The sequence below is a fragment of the Bacteroides sp. MSK.18.37 genome, from assembly GCF_019129155.2.
Classification (GTDB): Bacteria; Bacteroidota; Bacteroidia; order Bacteroidales; family Bacteroidaceae; genus Bacteroides; species Bacteroides ovatus.
Genome location: NZ_JAHOIB020000001.1, coordinates 2,687,975 through 2,711,071, shown reverse-complemented (window position 1 = coordinate 2,711,071; position 23,097 = coordinate 2,687,975). Strand labels below are relative to the sequence as shown.

Sequence of the window (23,097 nt, the reverse complement as noted above, 5' to 3'; positions counted from 1 at the left end):
ATCAGAAAAGAAACTTATTGATTGGAAATTATGTGTATGAATAGTATAATATTAGAACAGAGTTGCCGACGATTTACCTCTCTTTAGAAGAAGAGGAAATTTATTATATACTAAAGGTTGCAGACTTTTGATGAGTTTGCAACCTTTTTTGTTGTATAAAATTGAATTGTTTGCAGTAGATAGACTTCTTATCGTTTTTAATAAATAGGAATATCGTTTATTAAAAACGATAAGAAAGTTTATTAGAAACACAAAAGTAGATTCTGTATGAACAGTTGTCTTTTTTCAATAAGATAGAATAGGGATAATGTTGTTCCTTCTCATTAGAATGTCAAGATGGTAATTAGTTGTAACATAAAGATCTCTGACTAATAATGTACAAATCTACGGATTATGCTTGCTTCATATTTATTTCTTCTTAGGTTTTCTACGTGCCCATCCTTCTTCGCTGAAGTCAGGTTCTTTATCTTTAAAAAACTCTTGCCAGTCATCTTTCTTCTTCGGACCGCGAGCATCAGAGTATCCCCGATCAGCAGCACGACTAGGTTTATCTTTTTTTGTTGACTTTGAGTCTTTTGCAGAAGCATCTTTCGGTTTTCTATCCTTATTCTCATAGCGCGGTGCACGTTCGTCGCTTTTGCCGCCGAATCGTTTATTTCCCTTGCGCTCATTTGAACCGTTTCCACGTCCTTTTCCGCTTTCTTCACCGGCGCCGGCAATCTCAACAACTACCTTGCGTCCGTTCCATTTAGCCCTATTCAGCGCCTTGATTACATTTGTCGCTTCCTTTTCCGGTACCTCAAAGAAAGAATAGTTCTGCATTAGGTCAATGCGTCCCAACTCGATACGTCCCCGTGTGTTGCTGTTCAATAAGCCGATAAGGTCGCTGGGGAAGAAACTGTCTGTTTTACCCAAATTGATAAACAGGCGGTTAAAGCCCGGTGCAGCTTGGCGGCTTCTTTTTTCGAAACCACCTTCTTTGCGGTCACCCCGTCCGGTACGTTCTCCTCTGATGTCAGTCGGTACTTCTATTTCTGCACGGTTGCGATAATACTCGGCGAAACGGTTGAATTCGTGAGAAACCATTCGTTTAATCAGGTCCTCTTTGCTCAACCATTCCAGTTTACGGTAGATTTCCGGCATAAAGTCAGCAATCTCTTCCTCGTTTACTTTTACTTTTTCGAGATCATCAATAACCTTAATCAGCTGCTTCTGACAGATTCCTGCTGCTGTTGGCATTTCTCCGACAATGAATTTTTTGCTGATAATCCGTTCGATATCTCTCATCTTTCCTTTTTCACGAAGATTGATGATGGCTATGGAAGTTCCTGTCTTTCCGGCACGTCCTGTACGTCCGCTGCGATGTGTATAACTCTCTGTATCGTCTGGTAATCCGTAATTGATAACATGTGTCAGATCGTCTACATCAAGTCCGCGGGCAGCCACGTCAGTTGCCACGAGCAGTTGCAAATTGCGGATGCGGAATTTCTGCATAACAGCATCCCGTTGTGCTTGAGAAAGTTCACCATGCAAAGAATCGGCATTGTAGCCTTCTTGCATTAATTTGTCGGCAATTTCTTGAGTTTCTTTACGGGTACGGCAGAAAATAATACCGTATATTTGTGGGTAGTAATCGACGATACGCTTTAAAGCTTCGTATTTGTCCTTAGCCTGTACGGTATAAACAACGTGTTTAACGTTGTTGGTGCTTTCATTCTTGCGGCCAATAGTGATTTCTTTCGCATTGCGTAGGTAATTTTTGGAAATGCGTGCGATTTCCGGACTCATTGTTGCGGAAAACAATAGGGTGTTGCGCTCCTGCGGTACATCAGCCAGAATGGCGTTGATGCTTTCTGTGAATCCCATATTAAGCATTTCGTCGGCTTCATCCATTACCACATTGTGGATGGTAGATAGAGATACGGTTTTGCGCTCCATCAGGTCCAGCAGGCGTCCGGGGGTAGCTACAATGATGTGTACCCCTCGTTTGAGGCTGCGTATCTGGCTGTCAATGGAAGAACCACCATATACAGGTAATACTTTTAGTCCGTCAATGTATTTGGAATAGTCATTCAAATCTCCTGCTATCTGGAGACAAAGCTCGCGGGTAGGGCAGAGGATAAGCGATTGTGGAATTCTGTTTTTTACGTCAATCTGTTGGAGCAAGGGCAAACCGAATGCGGCTGTTTTACCTGTTCCTGTCTGTGCAAGAGCTACTACATCATTATTTTCTCCTAAAAGGTACGGAATCACTTCTTCTTGTACCGGCATGGGATTCTCGTATCCCATTTCTTCAATTGCTCTACGTATCTCCGGAGAAACGCCAAGCTCTTCAAATGTCTTCATTAAATCTCTGTATATCTTTTATTTCGGCTGCAAAGATAGTTAATTTAGTTGATAATGAATGATTGATAGTAGATAATTATTATAGACGCCACCCTATTTTATCACTTATCAACTATTAATTATCAGTTAATAAGATGCTGCGTAACTGTTCAATTTCTTCTGCAGAAAGTCCGATTCCCTTTTTCAGATAGGTCTGTACGCTCCCGTATTCAGCCTCAATCTGTTCTTTGGCAGCGTTCAGGAAATCTTCTTTTGCAGAGTAGATGGTTGTAATGGCTTCTTGCGAATTGACCGATAACTTATATGCATATTGAGAAGCTTTGGGAATATTAAAATAGTCATTACTCAAACGATAGTCTTCCATAATGACGTCTTCGTTGACTCCAAGAGCGGCAAGCAATAAGGCGGAAACGACCCCTGTACGCCCTTTCCCGGATGTACAATGAATCACAACCGGATAATGAGTACGGTCGAGAAGGACGGTGAACAGCTTTTTGAATTCCTTTTGGTAGTTTATAACTAATTCCCGATTCATTTGTTCTACCAAACGATAAATAGTGTCACTTTTTATCTTCTCTTCCTGAATTCCTTGCAGAATTTCTTCCATGTTCCCTGTGAGAATAGGGATATGTATGATATTAAATTCATCATCATGCAATTGCGGGTAGTTGTGGCGTTCATTTTCAGAACGTAAGTCTATGATTGTCCGTATCCCCATATTCTTAAGTTCCTGGCGTGAGCAGGGAGGAATGCTGTCTATTTGTGCGGAACGGTATATCATTCCCCAGCGAAGAGATTTGCCAGTACCGGCAGATTCATATCCTCCTAAATCACGGAAATTCTGTATGCCGGGGATATTAATGTTGCGGGTAGCCACTTTGATTCGGTATTTGTTATTAAATACCATCAAGTAGTAATAGCGTTGGGACGGATCATTGGTTACGATGGTCATTTTACCACTGGAAATGTTGGTTATTGCAATGGGAGAATTTTCCGGAATAGTTTCAGGAGAAGTGGAAGTGTATACTTTTACCTGCCCTTTTAATATTGGTGCTGTTTCCCATTTGATAATACAGTTTCCTACGTTGTTTTCTTCACATACCACAGATATAGCAGGTGATGTGCCGGAACATGATGGGAGCACTAATAAAACAGTAAGCCAGCTTAACAGGTTTTTATACATAGTTTCTTTGCCTTGAATCGTATACTGCAAAGATAAGAATTACCCGAAGATGTGGTAATTCCTTTGCGATAATTAGCCAAAGTTAATAGTAATTTACGTGTTAAAAAAGGGCACATCTTCTGATGGAAGAGTGCCCTGAATGAAAAATTGTATAAATCAGCTTTATTAGATGCTGTTCAATAAATCAGTTTTTCCTTCATTTATTAACTTTAAAATTAGTTCGCCGAACAAGGTATTTTGCCATGCAAACCAAGCACGGGTGAAGTTATTGGGATCATCTTTGTGAAAAGATTCATGCATAAAGCCTGTCCCTGCGTCTGTGTTGATTAGCATTTTTACACACTCCTTGATCTCCTGGTCGTCCTGACTGGTAAATGCTTTCATCATGATACTCATAGGCCATACCATGTCATAGCCGATGTGAGGACCACCAATTCCTTCTCCTGCTTTTCCTTTGAAGAAATAAGGATTATCCTTGCTCCATACAAAACGGCGTGTATTCTGATAGATAGGATCGTTAATATCTACATCGCCAAGATAAGGCATTGCCAATAAACTTGGTACATTAGCATCATCCATTAAAAAATGATTTCCGAAACCATCTACCTCAAAAGTATAAATTGTACCATATTTAGGGTGATTGTAAGTTGCATATTTTTTTAGTGCAGTCTCTACTTCTTTTGCCAGATCTGTACATTGTTTTGCCATTTCTGCATTTTGATTTACAGTATTCAGAATTTCAGCAGCTTTCTTTAACGAAGAAACAGCAAAGAAATTAGACGGCACGAGAAATTGCAAGGTTGTAGCATCGTCAGATGGACGGAAGGCTGAAACAATTAGTCCGACAGGATTCACAGGAGCACCTAAACCGTTGTTGTTTAATGTATCGAGTGCACGTTCCGTTTTGCGTTGAAATTTATAAGGTCCTACTCCCTCCTTACGTTGTTGCTCCTTAAAAGTAGACAGGATGTTGGTGATGGCTTGTATCCATTCACTATCAAAAATACTGGCATCACCGGTCTCTTTCCAATATTGGTAGGCCAGACGTAGTGGGTAACATAGAGAATCTATTTCCCATTTTCTTTCATGTAATTCCGGTTTCATATCGGTCAGGTCGGACATCCAATCTCCTCCCACAGCCCCATCATTGAAAGCATTGGCGTATGGATCGATATTTATACATTTAAATTGTCTGCGTATCACTCCTTCGAGCATTTTCTTCAATTCCGGGTCTTTATTCGCTAATTGTATATAAGGCCAAACCTGTGCTCCTGAGTCACGTAACCACATGGCATGGATATCTCCTGTGTAGACGAAAGTATCAGGCTTACCGTCTGTTGTACGGTAATGAACTGTTGTCTCAAGGGTATTTGGAAAACAATTCTCGAACATCCATGCCAATTTTTGATTAGTAAGTAGCTTTTTCACCCTGATGATTTCTGCTTCCACGGCTTTTGATTTAAAAAGCCGCTTGTTTACGGGTGGACGATTACTTTTATAAGCGGCAATTTCAGCTGCTTGATTGACCACATTGGTATGATCCTTAGCCAGGATAAGTTCTGTAGCTTTGGCAGGACCTCCCATTAATAGGGTGGTCGTGATGATACATATTCCGATATTTCTTTTCTTCATATCTCTATTGTTTTTAAGAGGGTTATTAAAAGTGATTATTGTAAATCGATTCCGCCTAGTCTTCCATACATTTCTATGAAAGCAGCTTGTGTCAAGAGCCATTTTTTCTCGTTTTTATCTGTGCCGCTCCAATCTGTCTGGAACAAGCCTCGTTCATCTCTGGCATGATGCCATGCGTAATCAAGACTTCTCTGGAAATCGGTTAGATAAGTCTTGTTATGGTCTATCTGATAAAGTTCAATAAAGCCTCTAAGCATAACGGCTGTGAACCAAATATTTCCTTTTTTCAGTAATTGGAATGTTTGTCCGTCTGGAGAGGTGAACTGAGTGAAGAAGTGCTTGTGACACGCTTCTGCTATATTTTGTGCATCTTCCAGATAACTTTTCTGTTTGGTAATTTGATAGAGTAGGGCAGCTGCCTGCATCATTTGTCCACTGTTATAGGCAAATTTGGCACGACCGGTTTTCTTGTTGAGTGAGATGTTGTCAAAGTATAGATGATCTTTTGAGTCTTCCAGGTTCTTTTTAGTCCATTCGTATAACTCTTTTCCTTCTTTTAAATAGGCATCATCTTGAGTAGCTTGAAATAGTTTGAGAGCGAATACGGCTCCCGGTGCATTAGAACAAGTATTTTTAGATTCCTTCTTTTGTTCGCACCAGTAGACTCCTCCGCCGAGTACGTCATCTTTACCACTAAGGATAAACTTCCATATTAGTTTAGCTTTCTCCAGATAAGCTTGTTTTCCTGTCATTCGATAAAAATCGGTAAAATCGATACCTAACCAGACGTTATCATCATAAAAACGATCGGAGAGAGGTTGGCTGCTGATATAAGATGAGTAAGCGAATGGTTCTCTTCGTGTGTCGAAGTATTCTTCCAATCCTGGTAGTACTTTGTTTTCCAGAAGCTTTTTATACTTCTTATTTCCAGTGCTCTCCAGTAATGCATTTACTGCAGAGAATGTACCCGAATACGGCCAAAGGTAGGAATATTCATTGCGTCTTTTTGCTTGTTCTTCTGATGCTAGATAAGTTGCCTTACTGTCTTGGTCAAAAGGATAATTCTCACGTAAAAGACAGGTGTTGGGTGCTGCATAGTTTTGGTAAAGAGCATCCAAAGTTTGCTGTGCTTTTTCTATGTTAGGATTTGTGTTTGCAATGGTGAAAGCACAAATAACATTAAGTAATAGGCCGTTCATAATTTTTTATTTAAGTGGTGTTTATATAAATAGTAATTTGAATTAGTTCGCAGGTTTTATTGTGACCCTACAAAAATACCTTATTTCGGTTACTTTTTAAAAGGGGAGTGAGCAGATTGTAAATGATTGTTTAGGGTATGTTGTTGATAATCAGGGAATATTTGGTCAGGGAATCTCTGATAAATGTAAATGATGCTGTATGATTAATGCACTGTTATTCCCGGATTTGTTGTCCGATTCGAGCTACTTTTTCTTCAAATTCATTCCGGTCTCCATTTGCTTTGATCCGCATTTTTGAGCGGTAATTATAGATGGTCGATAATGAGTACTGTAAGAAATGAGCTATTTTCACACTGTCTGTAATTCCCAGTCGGATAAGTGCGAAGATCCGTAATTCGGGTGTTAAGAGTTTGCCGGGTCCTGGAATGATTGCATTTTCCGGTAAAAGCAATGCGTTAAAATCTTCGACGAAATTCGGAAAGAGATTCAGGATTGCTTTGTCGAAGTTATTATAAAATTCAGCCAGATCTTCTTCTGTATTGAGAGAGGAGTGGAGGAAAGAGGTTACTTTCTTTATATCTTCACTTTTGGCTATTTTGAGTGCTCTTTTCTTAAAATTGGCAATTTTACTGATATAACTGGTATATTGTTCCATATACAGCCCTACATATTCTTCTTTGATTTTATTGTTATCTGCCAATATTGAGTTCATTTGTTGTATTTCGTAAAGATGATAAGACAAACTCTCATTAGCTTGTTCCACTTTACCTTTTTGTTTTTTCAGTTGTACGGACAGGATGAATAGCAGAATGCAGACAATGCATAATGCAATGAGCAATGCCGTTATGATGATAAATTTATGTTTCTCCTTTTCTTGAAATGCCTTATCTATGAAAAGATACATATCTGAGGCTTCGATGGTGTTAATTCTCGCATTACATAGGATAGCGTCCTCCATTGCATTTTTCATATATTTAGATGCCCGGTCTATGTCCCCACTCTCAAAGATTAGTTTGGCTAATATTTTTAAAGAGAGGTTTTCTCTAGCTCCATTTAATACATCAGAAATGGCGGATATTGCGAAATACTTAATCGTATTCTCATGATCATTTTTACCTTGATAGGCAGATGCCAGAGAATATGCTATGATTCCGGCATTTCTTGAATAGGGTGTATAACTTTGATAAGTGCTGTCCAGTATATGAATAGCATCATCATACTTTTTATGGAAAAGAAGAGTTGGTGCGGTTATAAAAGCTCGTACGTTTGATGGGACTTCTTTGCATTGGAGCAGCGAATCGCGATATATTTGTGCTATCAGATCATTTTCTTGTGAATCGTCCTCGTTGGAAGCAAAAGCTTTCTGGTGATTGTAGATCGTGACTTGTCCGAGAAAATATTCAGCTTTGAGTTTAGGAGATAGTTGCTTTTGTTGCATCGAATTGGTAATTGCCAAAGCTTCTTTGAAAAAGCCCATCGAAGATAATATTCTTGAATAATCCAGTTTAGCTTCAATTAAAAGTTCTTTGTCATTACTTTCTTGAGCGAACCTGTTCATGTGGATGGCATAGGCTAAAGCGGAATCTTTTTGGAAAGATGAATACTCAAAACAAAGAGACTGTGCTGTCCCAACTTTCTTTCGAATATCCCTGGATTGTCTTAATATTATTTTCAGGCTGTCTATCTGTCTTTGCTTTTGTTGGGTATAACTAGCTTTGTTTTGTAGAGATTTATCTAATACTTTTAACAATGTTTTTACTTCATCGTTTGCTTTTGCTGGTAAACTGATGAAGATAAAGATTATCAATAGAGGTAAAATAAATCTTTTCATATATTAAGTAAGATTGCTTATTGAATATGGTTGTTTGCAAAGATAAGGAAATCCATATTAAGTTAAGGTTGACAGATTAACTTAATATGGATTTTATGAAAATAGGGATTTCGCTGGATGAATTACTTATATCCAAATCCTTATTTGTAATATCACTTGTATTTTTGTGCAAACTCCACCGAAACCGAATTGCTGAAACTTCGGCAAACTTCAGCTGCGAAGTCTTTCCCGCATTGGATTATTTTATCCCAGATCTCTTCATTCAAGTTATTTAGATCGCGGTATCGGACATCGTATTTGAGTAATCCGTAGATCAGCCCTGCATTGAAGTTATCACCAGCTCCAATAGTACTGACTGCTTGTAATGGTTCTATCGGATAATCTTTATTGACCAGATTAGTGCGTAACGCTACCTTTTCCGCACCTGCAGTACAGATGAACCGGGGACAGTAGAATTTGATTTTATCCTTGTAAATCTTGTCTATATCCTGCATGTTATACATATATAGAAAATCCTCTAAAGAACCGCGTACAATATCCGCATATTCCAGATTTTCAATAATGGTCGGAGCCAGTTTCATGGCTTCATTCTTGTGTGAAGAACGGAAATTCGGGTCATAATAGATGATGGCTTTCTTTTCACGTGCCTGATCTAGTAATTCGAGAATCTTCTCCCTCAGAACCGGATTCAGTGCGTAATAAGAACCCACCATGACAATGTCGTCTTCCTCTAGTTTCGGAAACAAAACATCCAGACGTTGCTTCGGGTAGTCTTTGTAGAAGATATATTCGGCATCACTCTGCTCGTTCAGGAAGGCTAAAGATACGGGTGATTTTCCATCCGGGAATACATTTACATGATCGGTTGGAATATGATTCTCACGCATGAACTGCAGGATAATATTGCCTACACGATCATTTCCGGTTTCACTGATGAAGCCGACGTTTATTCCCATTCGTCCCAATGAGACAATACCGTTGAATACAGAACCTCCCGGTACGGCTGCGGAAGGCTGGTCACCTCGAAAGATGATATCGAGGATGGTCTCTCCGATACCGATTACTTTTCGCATAGTGATCTTGATTTTTCTCCCAGATAACCGCCATGGTGACGTTTTGAATATTCAGCGATAGTAAATCCTGTTTCCTTCATGGTTTGTACTACCAATATATCTCCGATCACTGTCATGGCAGTAGTGGATGTAGTAGGAGTCATCCCTAACACACAGACTTCTGCAGGCTTGCCGGTACTTAGACAGACATCCGATTCTTTTGCCAGCGGACTATCCGGATTTCCGGTGATAACGATAAACTTCAGATCCGGGTCCAGATTATGGGCTAAGCGGGTTAATTCCACAATCTCACGTGTCTTGCCAGAGTTAGAGATCAGCAGGAGTAGATCGTTTTTTTGTAAGATACCCAAATCCCCGTGTTGCGCCTCGCTGGGATGCAGAAAGACGGATGGAATACCGGTGGAACAGAAAGTCGTAGCAATGTTCATAGCAATCTGCCCGGCTTTTCCCATACCGGAAGTTACCAGTTTTCCCTTTTTCTGATGTATTTGTTCTACAATCAGTTTCACCGCTTTTTCATAAGCGTCTGTTACGGGGATGTTGAGCACAGCTTGTGCTTCCTGTTGCAAAAGTTGTTTGATGGAGTCTATCATATAGGATCAGTTTATTTTTTCTTTTAATTCATTTAATGTGTTTGCTACTTCGTAATAGGTTGAGAAAGGCTGTCGTGCAAAACCTTTGTTCTCCAGGGTGTGGAGTGCTTTTAATAGCTCGTCGTAAAAACCATATTCATTGTAGAAAATGACCTTCTTCCGGTGATATCCGATAGAGGCAGCGGCTATTACGTGGAAAATCTCATCAAGAGTACCGACGCCTCCGGGGAGTGCAACCAATACCTCCGACTTCTCCGTTATGATATCTTTGCGGTCACTCAAGTTACGGGTATGAATTTCTTCATCTAACAGACTGCTTACCTTGCCATTCTCTTCCAGTTTGGCAGGAACTACTCCAATGACCTTACCGCCATTTTCTTTCACGGCACGAGCTATGCATTCCATTAATCCGAGGCTGGCTCCTCCATATATCAAGGTTTTGCCTGTCTGCCCCATCCATTTGCCTATTTGGCTGGCGCTTTCGAAGTACATTTTGTCAATGTTATCGGAGGCGGAACAGAATATTCCTATCTTTTCCATATACGTTGTTGCTGTTATAGTCCACAAATATCTGCAATTTTCTATAAACAGCAATAAGTTTTATTGTATTTTTGTGGCATTAATTCAATAAGGAAGTATAAAACGATGCAAGGTAACGAATATACATTGCCAAATGGCCTGCGTATTATCCATGAACCAACCCTCTCAAAAGTAGCTTATTGTGGTTTTGCGATTGATGCCGGAACCCGTGATGAGGCAGAGAATGAGCAGGGAATGGCCCATTTTGTAGAACATCTGATTTTTAAGGGAACGGAGAAGCGGAAAGCCTGGCATATCCTCAACCGGATGGAGAATGTAGGTGGTGACCTGAATGCTTATACAAATAAGGAAGAAACTGTCGTCTATGCCGCTTTCCTGAAAGAACATCTGGAACGTGCGCTTGAGTTGTTGGGGGATATTGTATTTCATTCAACCTTTCCGCAGCATGAGATAGAAAAAGAAACAGAGGTCATTATCGATGAAATCCAGTCGTATGAAGATACTCCGTCGGAACTGATATTTGACGATTTTGAAGACATGATCTTCCGCAATCATCCATTGGGAAGAAACATTCTTGGTAAGCCGGAACTTCTGCGAAGTTTTCGCACGGAAGATGTTCTATCGTTTACCCGCCGTTTTTACCAACCGGGAAATATGGTGTTTTTTGTTCAGGGGCAGTACGAGTTCAAGAGAATCATCCGCCTGGTAGAAAAATACCTGTTGGATATTCCTGATGTGAAGGTAGAGAATCGGCGTACACCTCCGCCTCTGTATGTGCCGGAACATTTGACGGTGGCTAGAGATACGCACCAGGCACATGTCATGATCGGTAGCCGTGGCTATAATGCGTATGATGACAAGCGTACTGCACTCTATCTGCTGAATAATGTCCTTGGAGGTCCCGGAATGAATAGTAAACTGAATGTGTCCCTTCGCGAACGCAGAGGACTGGTCTATAATGTCGAATCCAATCTGACTTCCTATACGGATACGGGAGCTTTCTGTATTTATTTCGGGACGGATGTGGATGACATGGATACTTGCCTGAAATTGACCTATAAGGAATTGAAGCGGATGCGCGATACAAAGATGACTTCTTCCCAGTTGGCGGCAGCGAAAAAGCAGTTGATCGGGCAAATCGGAGTAGCGTCCGATAACTTTGAGAATAATGCGTTAGGGATGGCGAAAACATTCCTTCATTATCATAAGTATGAATCATCCGAGCTTGTTTTTAAGCGTATAGAAGAGCTAACAGCAGAGATGTTGTTGGAAGTTGCCAATGAGATGTTTGCAGAGGAATACTTATCTACGTTGATTTACAAATAATTGATTGACAGATTTGCTTTCATTGCCAGAATTCGTATTTTTGTAGCAGATACGTATGTGATAACAATCTAATAGTAGAAATTGTATGTTGGTGACGGGCAGAAAACTCCCTATCGGGATTCAGACTTTCGAAGATATCCGCAATGACGGATACTTGTATGTAGATAAGACCGCATTGATGTGGACTATAGCAAACATCGGTAAACCTTTTTTTTTAAGCCGTCCGCGCCGATTCGGAAAGAGTTTGTTAATTTCTACGTTTGAAGCCTATTTCAAGGGACGGCGTGACCTTTTCACGGGACTTGCCGTGGAACAATTAGAAAAGAAGTGGGAAGAATATCCCGTACTGCATCTGGATTTGAATGCCGAGAAATATGATTCACCGGACAGATTGGATGCTATTTTAAGTAACCAGTTAACTCAATGGGAAGCTATATATGGCAGGGGAGAAGATGAAACCACTTTGTCTTCCCGCTTCTTGGGTGTCATTCGTCGTGCCTCCGAACAAGCAGGCAGGGGTGTTGTAGTCCTGGTGGATGAGTATGATAAGCCCTTACTACAGGCTATTCAGAATGAACCGCTTCTCGATTCTTACCGTTCTACTTTGAAAGCTTTCTACGGTGTGTTGAAGAGTGCAGACCGCTATCTTCGTTTTGCTTTTCTGACAGGTGTCACCAAATTCTCGCAAGTAAGTGTGTTTAGTGATCTGAACCAATTGAATGACATCAGTCTGAATTATGACTTCTCTACTCTTTGTGGAATCACCCGCGAAGAACTTCTTGCTAATTTTGAACCGGAGATTGCGGCTTTATCACAAGCGAATGATATGAGTACGGAAGAAGTTGTAGAAACAATGACCCGACAGTATGACGGCTATCATTTTCATCCTAATGGAGAAGGAGTGTTCAATCCGTTCAGTGTGCTGAATGCGTTTTTTAGTAAAGAGTTCGGCAATTACTGGTTTCAGACCGGAACTCCTACTTTCCTTGTGAAGTTATTGAAAGAGAGCGATTATGATCTTCGCTTGCTGATGGATGGTATAGAGACAGCTGCTTCCGCTTTCACTGAATATCGTGCTGATAGGAAAAATCCTATTCCATTGATTTATCAGAGTGGTTATCTGACTATTAAAGATTATGACAGAGAGTTTAGACTTTATCGTTTAGGCTTTCCTAACGACGAAGTACGTTATGGCTTTCTTAACTTTTTACTCCCATTTTATACGGCAGTCACGGATGAAGAACGAAGCTTTTATATAGGTAAGTTTGTTCAAGAACTACGTACAGGCAATGTTGACGCTTTCATGCACCGCTTTGAAGCTTTCTTTGCAGATTTTCCTTACGAGTTGAATGACCAGACTGAACGTCATTATCAAGTCATCATATATTTAATATTCAAACTGATGGGACAATTCACGCAGGCAGAAGTACATAGCTCACGGGGACGTGCAGATGCGGTTGTACGAACCCCGAAGTTCATCTATATTTTCGAATTCAAGCTGAATGGGACTGTTGAGCAGGCCATGGAGCAGATTGAAGAAAAAGGTTATGCTTTTCCTTATACGGCAGAGGATCAACAAGTGATAAAAGTTGGTGTAGAGTTTAGCGCAGAGAAACGAAATGTAGAGCGCTGGATGGTAGCGAAAGAAATTTAATATAAAATTGATTATGAAAAACTTAATACGAAATGTCTGGGTTTGCTTGGGGCTGATGGTGCTTCCCTTCACAGCCTCCGGACAACAAAAGGATAACATTACCTATGTGCCGGCTCAAGAGCTTTTACTGGTAGGCAAAGCAACTACCGAAGGCGAATACTTCCATCGGGTAGATACAGCCAAGTATCGTACAATGCCTCCCACAGTGAAGAAACTATTCACAAACTCTGCCGGTCTGGCTATCTCTTTTACAACGAATAGCCCCGTCATAAAAGCCAAATGGATGGTTCCTGATAATTACCAGTTACCCAATCTGACCAGAGTTGCTCAGAAAGGTCTGGATTTATATATCAAACGGGATGGAAAATGGCAATTTGCCGGAGTAGGGATACCGGGTGGTGTGACTACGGAAAAAGTGCTTGTTGATAATATGGGTACGGAAGAGAAAGAATGTTTGTTATATCTGCCTTTATATGATGAACTGAAAAGTCTGGAAATAGGTGTTTCTTCTGATGCACACATACGTAAAGGAGAAAATCCGTTCAAAGAAAAGATAGTGGTATACGGGTCCAGTATTTTGCAGGGAGCATCTGCCAGTCGTCCCGGGATGGCTTATCCGGCTCGTTTGTCCCGTAGCAGCGGATATAATTTTATCAATTTAGGATTGAGCGGAAACGGCAAGATGGAGAAAGAAGTTGCCGAGATGTTGGCGGATATTGATGCGGATGCTTTCATTCTCGATTGTATTCCTAATCCTTCTCCCAAAGAGATAACCGACCGGACTGTTGATTTTGTAATGACGTTGCGCCAGAAGCATCCGGATACGCCTATTATTGTGATACAGACATTGATACGTGAAACAGGTAATTTCAACCAGAAAGCTCGTGAGAATGTAAAACGACAGAACGAGGCCATCGCTGAACAGGTAGAAGTATTGCGAAAGAAGAATGTCAAGAACCTGTATTTCATAAAAGAAGATCAATTCTTGGGAACAGACCATGAGGGGACTGTAGATGGGACCCATCCGAATGACTTGGGATTCGACCGAATGTTGAAGAAATATAAACCGGCTATCAGTAAGATTCTGAAGATCAAATTCAAGGCTGAATAACAGGAATGAAAGATTATAACAGAGACAGATAGAAAAAATAAAGGTCAATTCATGGGGGTGAATTGGCCTTTTTCTTTTGCAAATGTGTTAAGTTGCTGTTGGTATTTTATAGTTTCCTTAAACCTTTATCTTCTAAGTATTTGATTAATTCTTGGGGACGATCAGTTTGTATCATAGTTGCCTTATGTTCCAGTATCCATCCCCAATGCTTATCTTTACCTTCTAATAGGGCGTTTTCGTCATCATGTCCACCGCATAGACTATCCCATAGAGTATTCATCCATACCCGGCTACCAGATTGTACAATTTTATCAATAACCTTTAAATTTGAAGTCTGTTCGTCTTTGAAGCAGAGTTCATAGGCTATTGGCGTAAAGTCTTTAATAAAACTTTCGGTCGCTTTTATATCTTCTTCTTTCCATAAATGAATGATAGGCATATAGAGCATACTGGTATTGGTTCCATATTCCTCTTGAACTTTCTCGACAGGATACCTTCCTTTTATAATCACTTGTTTTTCCATTCCACATTTTCGAATGATGGGAAGAATCTCCTTTATATATGTTCCGCCTTTATCTATATTGACCAGAATACGATCTTTACATGTCATTAACGCTTCTTCTAAAGTGGGTATGGATCGGCGGGTCTTTATACCGTTTCCACTTTTCAGCACAAATTGTTTTAGTTCTGTTGTCGTATAGTTTTTAATGGCGCCTTTTCCTGTTGAAGTGCGGTCTAGCGTTGCGTCATGCATACAAATAAAGTTGTTGTCTTTGGTTTGCTGAATGTCAAGTTCAACCATGTCTGCTCCCATAGCGATGGCATTCTCTATACATTGTATGGAGTTCTCCGGAGCATTCCTCCAGTCGCCACGGTGAGCTATAACAAATACATATTGAGAATTCTTGTCGTGAAGATTCCTCAATAGTTTATCAATTCTGGATTCTGCTTCAGCAGATAATGAAACCAGAAGAACTGATAATAGAAATATAATTTTCCTTGTCATACGTGCTTTTCTTAAATAAAATGTTTTGATCTATATTGGGTACCTATGAAAAACTATCCTATAAAGTTATCTTAATCCTTTTTCTTTTAAATAAGAGTTGACAAGATCAGAGTAATCAGTTTGCACAACTTCTATTTTGTTATCTATAAAAGTTTGAAGGTGCGAATATTTACTATTCAGTAGATCGCTATCCCAATCTAAATGATTGGCATAACCTACTAACTTGGCATCTTTAATAGCTCCCATTAGTTCAGTGAGAGATGCATTGTCTATTCCGAATTGTACCATTTGTACTTTACTGTAATATTTGGCGAGGACTTTTACTTCTGCCGCAGTGGATACCCATGGAAAAGGAATGGCTCCAGGGTTAATAGTATTCATTTCTTCAATATATGATGTACTGGAACCAGTATAATAGCAAACCTGGTCGATCATCCCTTTTTCTGCAACCGTTTTAATGATTTTACCTAAAAGACCCTTCTCTTTTACATCGACACAAACATAGATTTTGCCTTTCGCAGCATCCAATACTTCCTCAAGTGTAGGCACTTTGTATTCAGTGATACCTTTAGAACCTTTTAAAAAATATTGATAAAGAGTTTGATAAGTCATATTGGCTACAGCACCAGTTCCGTTTGTTGTAGCATTAATGGTTGTATTGTGCATATTTACGATTACTCCGTCAGAAGTTGCTCTAGGGTCTATTTCAATCATATCGGCACCGACTTCTATTGCATATTGGATAGCGGGAATAGAATTTTCAGGAATTCCGTCACGTATTCCCTTATAGGTGTTGCTACGATGAGCGCAAGTCCACATTTTCAGACTTGTGTTGCTGGAAAGATTCTTTAAGTCGGTTGTTAAACTTTTAGTGTCAGGTTCTTCACCTGGGTCCTCCGGGTCTTCATTATCATCCGGAGGAGTCGGCTGATTTTTGTTTTCATATTCATCATTGGAAGAGCCGCAACTGGTACACATTACTTGCCCGGATACAAGTAAGATGATTGCCAAAAGAAAAAATACTTTCTTCATAGTCTTTTTATTTTATTTATTAGATAATGTAGGATAGGCTATCGAAATAACCTATCCTGTTTGATTTGAATTATTTTACTGTAGCAGTGTGTTGAGCGTCTTTTGCACGCATCGGCCAGCCTGTTGTTGGTAATCCTTTCACATATTTGGATGACAGGGCCACTAATAAACTTTTCGATTCATCTTGGGTGTTAGTAATGGCCACATAGATAGTCCCGTCTGCATCCACTACCGGTGAACTCCAGAATTTGCCTTGTGTTGCAGCCCATTCGGATGCATAAGCACTTTCACTGTTAGCAATTGCTCCGGCCACATCAAGTACGGCAATAGCGTCAGTACCATTTGCGTCAAGGATATAGAAATTACCACGTTCCGTACCGAACAAGATATGTCCATCCTTATCAATAACAGGAGTACTGCTAACACTTTCTGATATCTCATATTGCCATTTGATAGTTCCACCTGCTGACAATGCAACAATTCCGCCAGGCATATCTCCCTGACTTTTCAATGAGGCATATACAGTGCCATCTGTGCCGATAACGACTCCTCCCTGATCTTGTTTGCCGGTATTCTCAATAGGGGTAGTCCAACGTACACTACCGTCACTGGCAACGGAATAGATGGTAGTAGTCAGATCAGATGTATAAATCATGCCATATACATTTCCTTCATTGTCTATGGCCATTGATGCATGACAGCCGCTGTTCAAACCACTGTCAAATGCTCTCCATGCCCATGGGCTGAAAGTATTGTCATCTTTAGCCATAGTAGCTTTTGCTACACCAAACATTCCGTAGTTGGTACACATGATATACATCATTCCTTGTTTGGAGATAACAGGACCTGCATAAACACCTCCGGCAGGACCGCTGGTACCATCTGCGTTAGTTAAATAGCTAACACGGTTTCCTGTTGTTTTGTCTACCGCAATCATTGAACCGGTGCTTCCCCCATTACCACAGTATACATATTTATCATCAAATGCTGGTGACACACTACGCATTTTGGCATTGGCGGCGTTACCTTTATTCCAAAAACCGGTAGTCGGATCATTGAAAGTAATCCATTTCTTATTTCCATCAGGATTGATAGCAAATAGTTTACCATTGCTTCCGTCACCTGTGCCAATGTAGATTGTACCATCCGTATCTACAGACGGTGTCATGTTTGAGCCTCCTGTTGCCTGCGCTCCCCAAGATGGATCAGTCATGTCGAATGACCATTTTTCAATACCTGAAGTTACATCATAACTATGTAATATGTGGTCATTACTATTGATGTAAACCGTTTTTTCATCAGGAGAAAGAGCGGCGGAATTGGAAACTAACTTGGCTAAATGAGTGGAGGAGGTCCATAGTAATGTGAGGTCTCCTTTTTCTACTACTTTATCGGTAATTTCAATTGTTTTCCGGTAGAGGTTCGATCTTCCACTGCTGTCGGTTATGGTCAAACTAACAACAAATATACCTTTCTCATTGTACACGTGCTTCGGGCTTTCTTCGGTAGAAGTCGTTCCGTCCCCGAAATCCCATACATAAGTAAAGTTGCCACTACCTCCATAAGATGCGTTAGTGAATTGTATTTCACCTTCTATTTGCCCTCTTTCGGGAGCGATTGAGAAAGTTGCGGAAGGAATATCTTTCCCGGCATTGTCTTCGTTGCTGCATGCGGCAAATAATAAAAGACAAACAATATATATGAACGGACATATCCGTACTTTATTTTTAATAGTTGTCATACACATAATAATCATTTAAGGTTTTGTTATTAATTTCCTGTATATCCCGCATATCCGGGATTTTGTGGGTAGGCTACCGTACCGGCCATGTCAATCTCATCTTGAGGGATCGGATAATACATCAGATAAGTACGACCATCAAGTGTTTCTAGCAATTCTAAGCGATTTGTACGTTTGATGTCCTGCCAGCGCATACCTTCAGCATAAAATTCACGACGGCGTTCGTCCAAGATCAATGTCTGATATTCTTTGTCCGATAGAGCTTTGATTGCTGCTTCACTTGGAGCGGTAGTATATCTTTTTTTCATATATTCCACTAATGCGGCGGCTCCGTTCGTTTTTCCGAGAGCTTCGGCTTTTACCAGATACATTTCTGAAATACGGGAGATTACTACCGGTGTGCAGGTATAATCTGACGTTTCCGCCAATTGATAAGTCCCATTCGGATATTTGATTACGCGGTTGGCATCTTGGCTGGTGAATGTGGCTTTTAACCGTACGTCTCCTTTGCGTGAAAGAGTATTATCATCAGCAAAAAGACTACTATAACACCAATCAGATGGAGCATAATTCCATGAACCGTCCGTGTCATTAACGTATAATGTGAAGTTTAGAGGACTGGATGCTCTTGAATTATTAACATAGGCAAATATAATTTCCGGACTTGAACTTCCTGCAACCCAATTTTTAGAGAAATCCATAGCGGTGGATGCGAGCGAGAAACTGGAATTAGCTAATACTGCTTCTGCATAGTTTGCAGCATCCGTCATCTTGTTCTGGAAAAGAGCTACACGTGCAGCAAGTGCATTTGCTGCGTCAGAAGATACGTACCATTTGGAATCTGCTTTTGACAGTAAGCGGATAGCTTTACCCAAATCTTCTTCGATGAATGTCCATACTTCAGCTTCCGGAGAGATAGGAACCACCTCTTTTGAACGTTTACGCAGGATGGGGACATTTCCATAATGAGAGGCCAGACGATAATAAATAAATGCACGGAAATAGTAAGAGACACCACCTACTTTTTTCATAAGAGCACTTTCTTTATTTTCGGAAGCTTCATAAGTTTCTACGAGAAAATTGACCTGATGCAATGTTGTAAATGAGTTTCTCCAAAAGGAGAGAATGTTAATTGCCTGATTGGTATACGAGGGAGACATTTCGCATGGGTCTGTAATTTGACCTCCTCCGGGACCTGCTTTGAAATTTTCCCCTTGTATATCATCCAACCACCAGAAAGTGAATGTATAATTTTCCATAGTGGCGTATACTCCATTTAATAGCTTTTCGAGATCATCATCCGTCAAGGCTGATTGAGGAATTGCATGTCGGGGGCTGATGTCGTCCAGCCAGTCAGAACAGCTCGTGCCGAGTATAGTTATGGTCATTAAAACCAGAGTGAATAATAGTTTTATATTTTTCATATCGTTAGTTTTAGAAGTTAATGCTTGCACCTATGATAAAACTCTTTAATGTGGCTTGTTCTCCGAAATCTGCTCCGTAGCTGTTGCCTGTCGGATTACTTTCGTATGAGAATTCCGGATCATATCCGGAATATTTGGTCAGTGTAAAAAAGTTGTCGAGAGAAACAAAGATGCGAGCTCCCGTTACATGTATTTTTGACAACAGAGAATGAGGAAGGCTATATCCCAATGTGATGGTTTTGAATTTGAAATAAGAAGCATCTTCCAGATAACGGGTAGAAACAAGATTGTTTCCGAAACCGCCGGTGAACGTGCCTGCCAAAGTAGGGCGTGGAACAGTGTTGCTAGTTCCTTCTCCCCTCCAGTAATGGTTGGCGGCATATTTTGATATGTTATAGAATTGTTCCGAATCGACCAGTGTGCCATTTTTGTAACCTTTGATACTGCTGGACGCCAAGCCGAGATGTTCCGTACCTTCTGTTCCCCCGCAGCCTTTCCATGCTGACAGGATTTTACCTCCGGCTGCAAATTGGCAGAAAATGGATAAGTCGAAGTTTTTCCAGTTCATAGTCGAAGTGATACCACCATAAATGTCAGGTGTAACCTTTCCTACATACATGCGGTCATCGTCTGTGATGTCTCCGTCATTGTTGTAGTCAAAGTACTTACAATCACCAGCACGTACTCCTTTTGCGTAGAGTTTGCTTGGTACTTCCTGGTCGGTTTGATAAATACCATCCTGACGCAACATATAGAAAGCACTAACCGGTTTACCTACCATTAAAGCATGCATTACTTTACCGGTATTGGCACCACCACCGTTGATTTTCATATCAAGTACTCCATCCAATGACAACAGTTTGTTTTTTGTATAGGAGAGGTTAGTAGCAAGCTCCCATTTAAAAGGACCATCGAATATTTTACCGCTCACCATCACTTCCAATCCTTTGTTCTCCAGCGAGCCGATATTGGCTGTCCGGGTAGTATATCCTGTTGTAGCAAGAGTACTGATATTATAAAGTAATCCGCTTGTCTTTTGATAGTATCCGTCTACAGATAGCGCCAGTCGTCCGTTGAATAGCTCTGCGTTGATTCCGACATTCACCTGATTAGCTTTCTCCCAGATAAGATCCGCAGCATCTGCTCCGATTTTAAAACCGGATGAACCATTATAGGAATTTCCTCCCGAAGTTACTAATGACATAGCTGCCCAGTTACTGATACCATCCATACTGCCAGTCTTACCCCAACTGGCTCGTAGCTTTAAGTCATTCAGTGGCGTGCCTTTAGGGAAAAAAGGTTCGTTGATAATCCGCCACGCGAAAGAAGCAGAAGGAAATGTTCCATAACGTTTATCTTTTGAGAAACGTGAAGAACCGTCACGACGCATCGTTACATTTAAGATATAGCGATTATCCCAATTCAGGGCGGCACGTCCGAAATAAGATTCGAGTGCATATGCATTATATCCGATACTACCTGCGTAGATGTTAGAACCGGAATTTATCAGACCGAAGCTGGAAGAAGGATAAGCACCGTTTGCGTAATTATCACTGTAAGCTCCAAAAGTTTCATAGTTATACTCTTCGTATGAGTGACCAAGCATGGCTGAATAAGTCAGTTTATCCCAACTATTTTCATACGAAATTACGTTGTCTATAACATATCGGTAACTTACATTTTTCTGTTCGCTAAGTGCACCCCATCCTGCATTTTTGGAACGTGCGTCATGTTTCTCTGAAATTGTTTTCTTTTCTTCATCAAGAATACCGTATATGCTGAATGAGGGAGTGTATTTGAGTCCTTTGATAGGAGTAATATCAAAACTAAGGGCAGCTACTCCTTGTTTCTTATGTACAGTCCAGTCTTCTTCATTAATCAGCATAACGGGATTATGACGACATAATTCTGTTGACATCACTGTATAGCCTCCATCTTCCCGATAAGCTCCAATCCATGGTTGTTCTTCACGGGCAGTACGAATCACTTTCAAACTGGTAGATGACTCTTCCACTTTATCGAAACGGCTGTAAGATCCTGTGAGATTCAGATTCAGTTTAAACCATTTGTTCAGCTGATGAGTAAATTTTGCCCTTAGGTTGGTTTGCTGGAATCCGCTGGTACGGATGATACCTTGTTGGTCGTTAAATCCCACAGAGGTGAAAAAGGTAGTTTTCTCATTACCTCCCGAGAGATTGATAGATGCCATAGTAGAGTGTGCTATATCACGTTGAATGAGTCCGAGCCAGTCTGTTTCGGTAATCCGGTCGGGGATAAAGAATGATTTTGTGTCCTTCTTCTGCACATTCCAATTATCTACGGCTGCTTGCATAGTACGAGTATATTCTGCTACATTTGCCATTGGTATATCGTTGGCAATCCATCCAAGGCTGTGGCGTACACTGGCATTTACGCGTGTTTTACTGTTGGTGTTTCCCGATTTTGTGGTGATGATGACAACACCGTTGTTAGCTCGCGAACCATAGATGGCAGCAGCTGAAGCATCTTTCAATACGTCCATGCGTTCGATGTCGTTGGGGTTTAGCATAGGCATTGATTCACTGGGAACTCCATCGACCACATACAATGGGGTGCTGTTACCTGTGATGGATGCAATACCGCGTACCCGTACACTCGGTTGTTCACCGGGGGTACCGCTGGCAGAGGCTACATTTACACCAGGAGTACGACCTTGCAGCATTTTAGCTACATTGTAGTCACTGCCTTGGTCCAGATCATCCACTTTCAGGCTACTGATAGAAGTAGTTACTAGTTTTTCGGACTGGGAGCCATAGCCGACTACAACTATCTCATTTAATGCAATGCTACTTTCTTTCAAATATATTTTCAGATTGTTTTTATTGCCGGCTTTCACTTGTTGTGAGTCAAATCCAATATAAGATACTGTTAGTGGTTGGTTAGGATCTGCTACAATGGTAAAGTTTCCGTTAATATCTGTAATGACTCCGGTTCCTTTTCCTTGCATGACATTGGCGCCAATAATAGGAATTCCACTTTCATCTAGTACGGTTCCTTTAATCGCTCTCTTTTCATTACTTCTTTGTTCTGTCTCCTGCTTTACCAATACGATGGTGTTGTTGGTAAATGAATAAGATATATTCAAAGGAGTAAATACCTGTGAGAGCGCTTCGCTGATAGGTTTCTTTGTGCAGCTAATTGTCACTTTAGTCTGATCGTTAAGAACATGATTCCGGTATACAAAAGTATATCTCGTTTGCTGTTCTACTTGTTTCATGAAAGTTTTTACCGTGCCATTTTTGATATGAATGGACACATTTCCTTCTTGGGCAAACACTCCCGAAGGGAATAAAATTATAGCAGCGGATAAAATGGTAAAGTTTCTAAAAATAAGGCTGTTCCGCAGTTTCCTTCTCAATAAAAATGT

Annotated in this window: 16 protein-coding genes; 3 read left to right on the top strand and 13 right to left on the bottom strand. The window is 40.6% G+C overall.

Annotated elements, in window-relative coordinates; translation table 11 throughout:
• Positions 1-408: 408 nt before the first annotated feature.
• From KSX81_RS11160 to KSX81_RS11125, 8 genes are all read right to left on the bottom strand, one after another.
• Positions 409-2,346 (bottom strand): DEAD/DEAH box helicase, encoded by a 1,938-nt coding sequence (locus KSX81_RS11160; protein WP_217725751.1) that lies wholly within the window; start codon positions 2,344-2,346, stop codon positions 409-411.
• Positions 2,347-2,461: 115 nt separating this feature from the next.
• The gene (locus tag KSX81_RS11155; protein ID WP_004322548.1) at positions 2,462-3,529 is read right to left on the bottom strand and encodes a tyrosine-protein phosphatase; all 1,068 of its coding nucleotides are present in this window, start codon (positions 3,527-3,529) and stop codon (positions 2,462-2,464) included.
• Between the two features lie 165 nt (positions 3,530-3,694).
• Entirely contained in the window at positions 3,695-5,161 is a 1,467-nt protein-coding gene (locus KSX81_RS11150; RefSeq protein WP_004298055.1) for a glycoside hydrolase family 125 protein, read from the bottom strand.
• 35 nt (positions 5,162-5,196) lie between these two features.
• The gene (locus KSX81_RS11145) at positions 5,197-6,360 is read right to left on the bottom strand and encodes a glycoside hydrolase family 76 protein (protein WP_004298056.1); all 1,164 of its coding nucleotides are present in this window, start codon (positions 6,358-6,360) and stop codon (positions 5,197-5,199) included.
• Positions 6,361-6,574: 214 nt separating this feature from the next.
• Positions 6,575-8,191: a DUF6377 domain-containing protein gene (locus KSX81_RS11140; RefSeq protein WP_004298058.1), complete on the bottom strand. Its 1,617-nt coding sequence runs from the start codon at positions 8,189-8,191 to the stop codon at positions 6,575-6,577.
• Between the two features lie 152 nt (positions 8,192-8,343).
• Positions 8,344-9,264 (bottom strand): carbohydrate kinase family protein, encoded by a 921-nt coding sequence (locus KSX81_RS11135; RefSeq protein ID WP_004302990.1) that lies wholly within the window; start codon positions 9,262-9,264, stop codon positions 8,344-8,346.
• The gene (locus KSX81_RS11130) at positions 9,252-9,857 is read right to left on the bottom strand and encodes an SIS domain-containing protein (RefSeq protein ID WP_004298060.1); all 606 of its coding nucleotides are present in this window, start codon (positions 9,855-9,857) and stop codon (positions 9,252-9,254) included. The genes KSX81_RS11135 and KSX81_RS11130 overlap by 13 nt, the downstream gene beginning before the upstream one ends.
• 6 nt (positions 9,858-9,863) lie before the next feature.
• Positions 9,864-10,397 carry a TIGR00730 family Rossman fold protein gene (locus tag KSX81_RS11125; RefSeq protein ID WP_004298061.1) on the bottom strand — a complete coding sequence of 178 codons (534 nt, stop codon included), beginning with the start codon at positions 10,395-10,397 and terminating at the stop codon, positions 9,864-9,866.
• 105 nt (positions 10,398-10,502) lie between these two features.
• On the opposite strand from KSX81_RS11125, the gene KSX81_RS11120 reads away from it, so the two are divergent.
• From KSX81_RS11120 to KSX81_RS11110, 3 genes are all read left to right on the top strand, one after another.
• A complete protein-coding gene (locus KSX81_RS11120) occupies positions 10,503-11,723 on the top strand; it encodes a M16 family metallopeptidase (protein ID WP_004298062.1) in 1,221 nt (406 codons plus the stop codon).
• Positions 11,724-11,808: 85 nt separating this feature from the next.
• Positions 11,809-13,377 carry an ATP-binding protein gene (locus KSX81_RS11115; RefSeq protein WP_004298063.1) on the top strand — a complete coding sequence of 523 codons (1,569 nt, stop codon included), beginning with the start codon at positions 11,809-11,811 and terminating at the stop codon, positions 13,375-13,377.
• Positions 13,378-13,390: 13 nt separating this feature from the next.
• The gene (locus tag KSX81_RS11110; protein WP_004298064.1) at positions 13,391-14,488 is read left to right on the top strand and encodes an SGNH/GDSL hydrolase family protein; all 1,098 of its coding nucleotides are present in this window, start codon (positions 13,391-13,393) and stop codon (positions 14,486-14,488) included.
• A gap of 106 nt (positions 14,489-14,594) precedes the next feature.
• Here the strand turns inward: KSX81_RS11110 and KSX81_RS11105 are convergent, their stop codons facing one another.
• The 5 genes from KSX81_RS11105 to KSX81_RS11085 form a co-directional block, all read right to left on the bottom strand.
• Positions 14,595-15,494 (bottom strand): glycerophosphodiester phosphodiesterase family protein, encoded by a 900-nt coding sequence (locus KSX81_RS11105; RefSeq protein ID WP_004298066.1) that lies wholly within the window; start codon positions 15,492-15,494, stop codon positions 14,595-14,597.
• 66 nt (positions 15,495-15,560) lie between these two features.
• Positions 15,561-16,526, bottom strand: coding sequence for a glycerophosphodiester phosphodiesterase family protein (locus KSX81_RS11100; protein WP_004298068.1), 966 nt, complete (start codon positions 16,524-16,526; stop codon positions 15,561-15,563).
• A gap of 70 nt (positions 16,527-16,596) precedes the next feature.
• On the bottom strand, positions 16,597-18,267 hold the full coding sequence (locus tag KSX81_RS11095) for a PQQ-binding-like beta-propeller repeat protein (protein WP_224440830.1): 1,671 nt from the start codon (positions 18,265-18,267) through the stop codon (positions 16,597-16,599).
• A 29-nt stretch (positions 18,268-18,296) separates the two neighbouring features.
• Positions 18,297-19,691: a RagB/SusD family nutrient uptake outer membrane protein gene (locus tag KSX81_RS11090; protein ID WP_022199965.1), complete on the bottom strand. Its 1,395-nt coding sequence runs from the start codon at positions 19,689-19,691 to the stop codon at positions 18,297-18,299.
• Positions 19,692-19,701: 10 nt separating this feature from the next.
• Positions 19,702-22,947 carry a TonB-dependent receptor gene (locus KSX81_RS11085; RefSeq protein WP_004298072.1) on the bottom strand — a complete coding sequence of 1,082 codons (3,246 nt, stop codon included), beginning with the start codon at positions 22,945-22,947 and terminating at the stop codon, positions 19,702-19,704.
• Between the last annotated feature and the right edge of the window lie 150 nt (positions 22,948-23,097).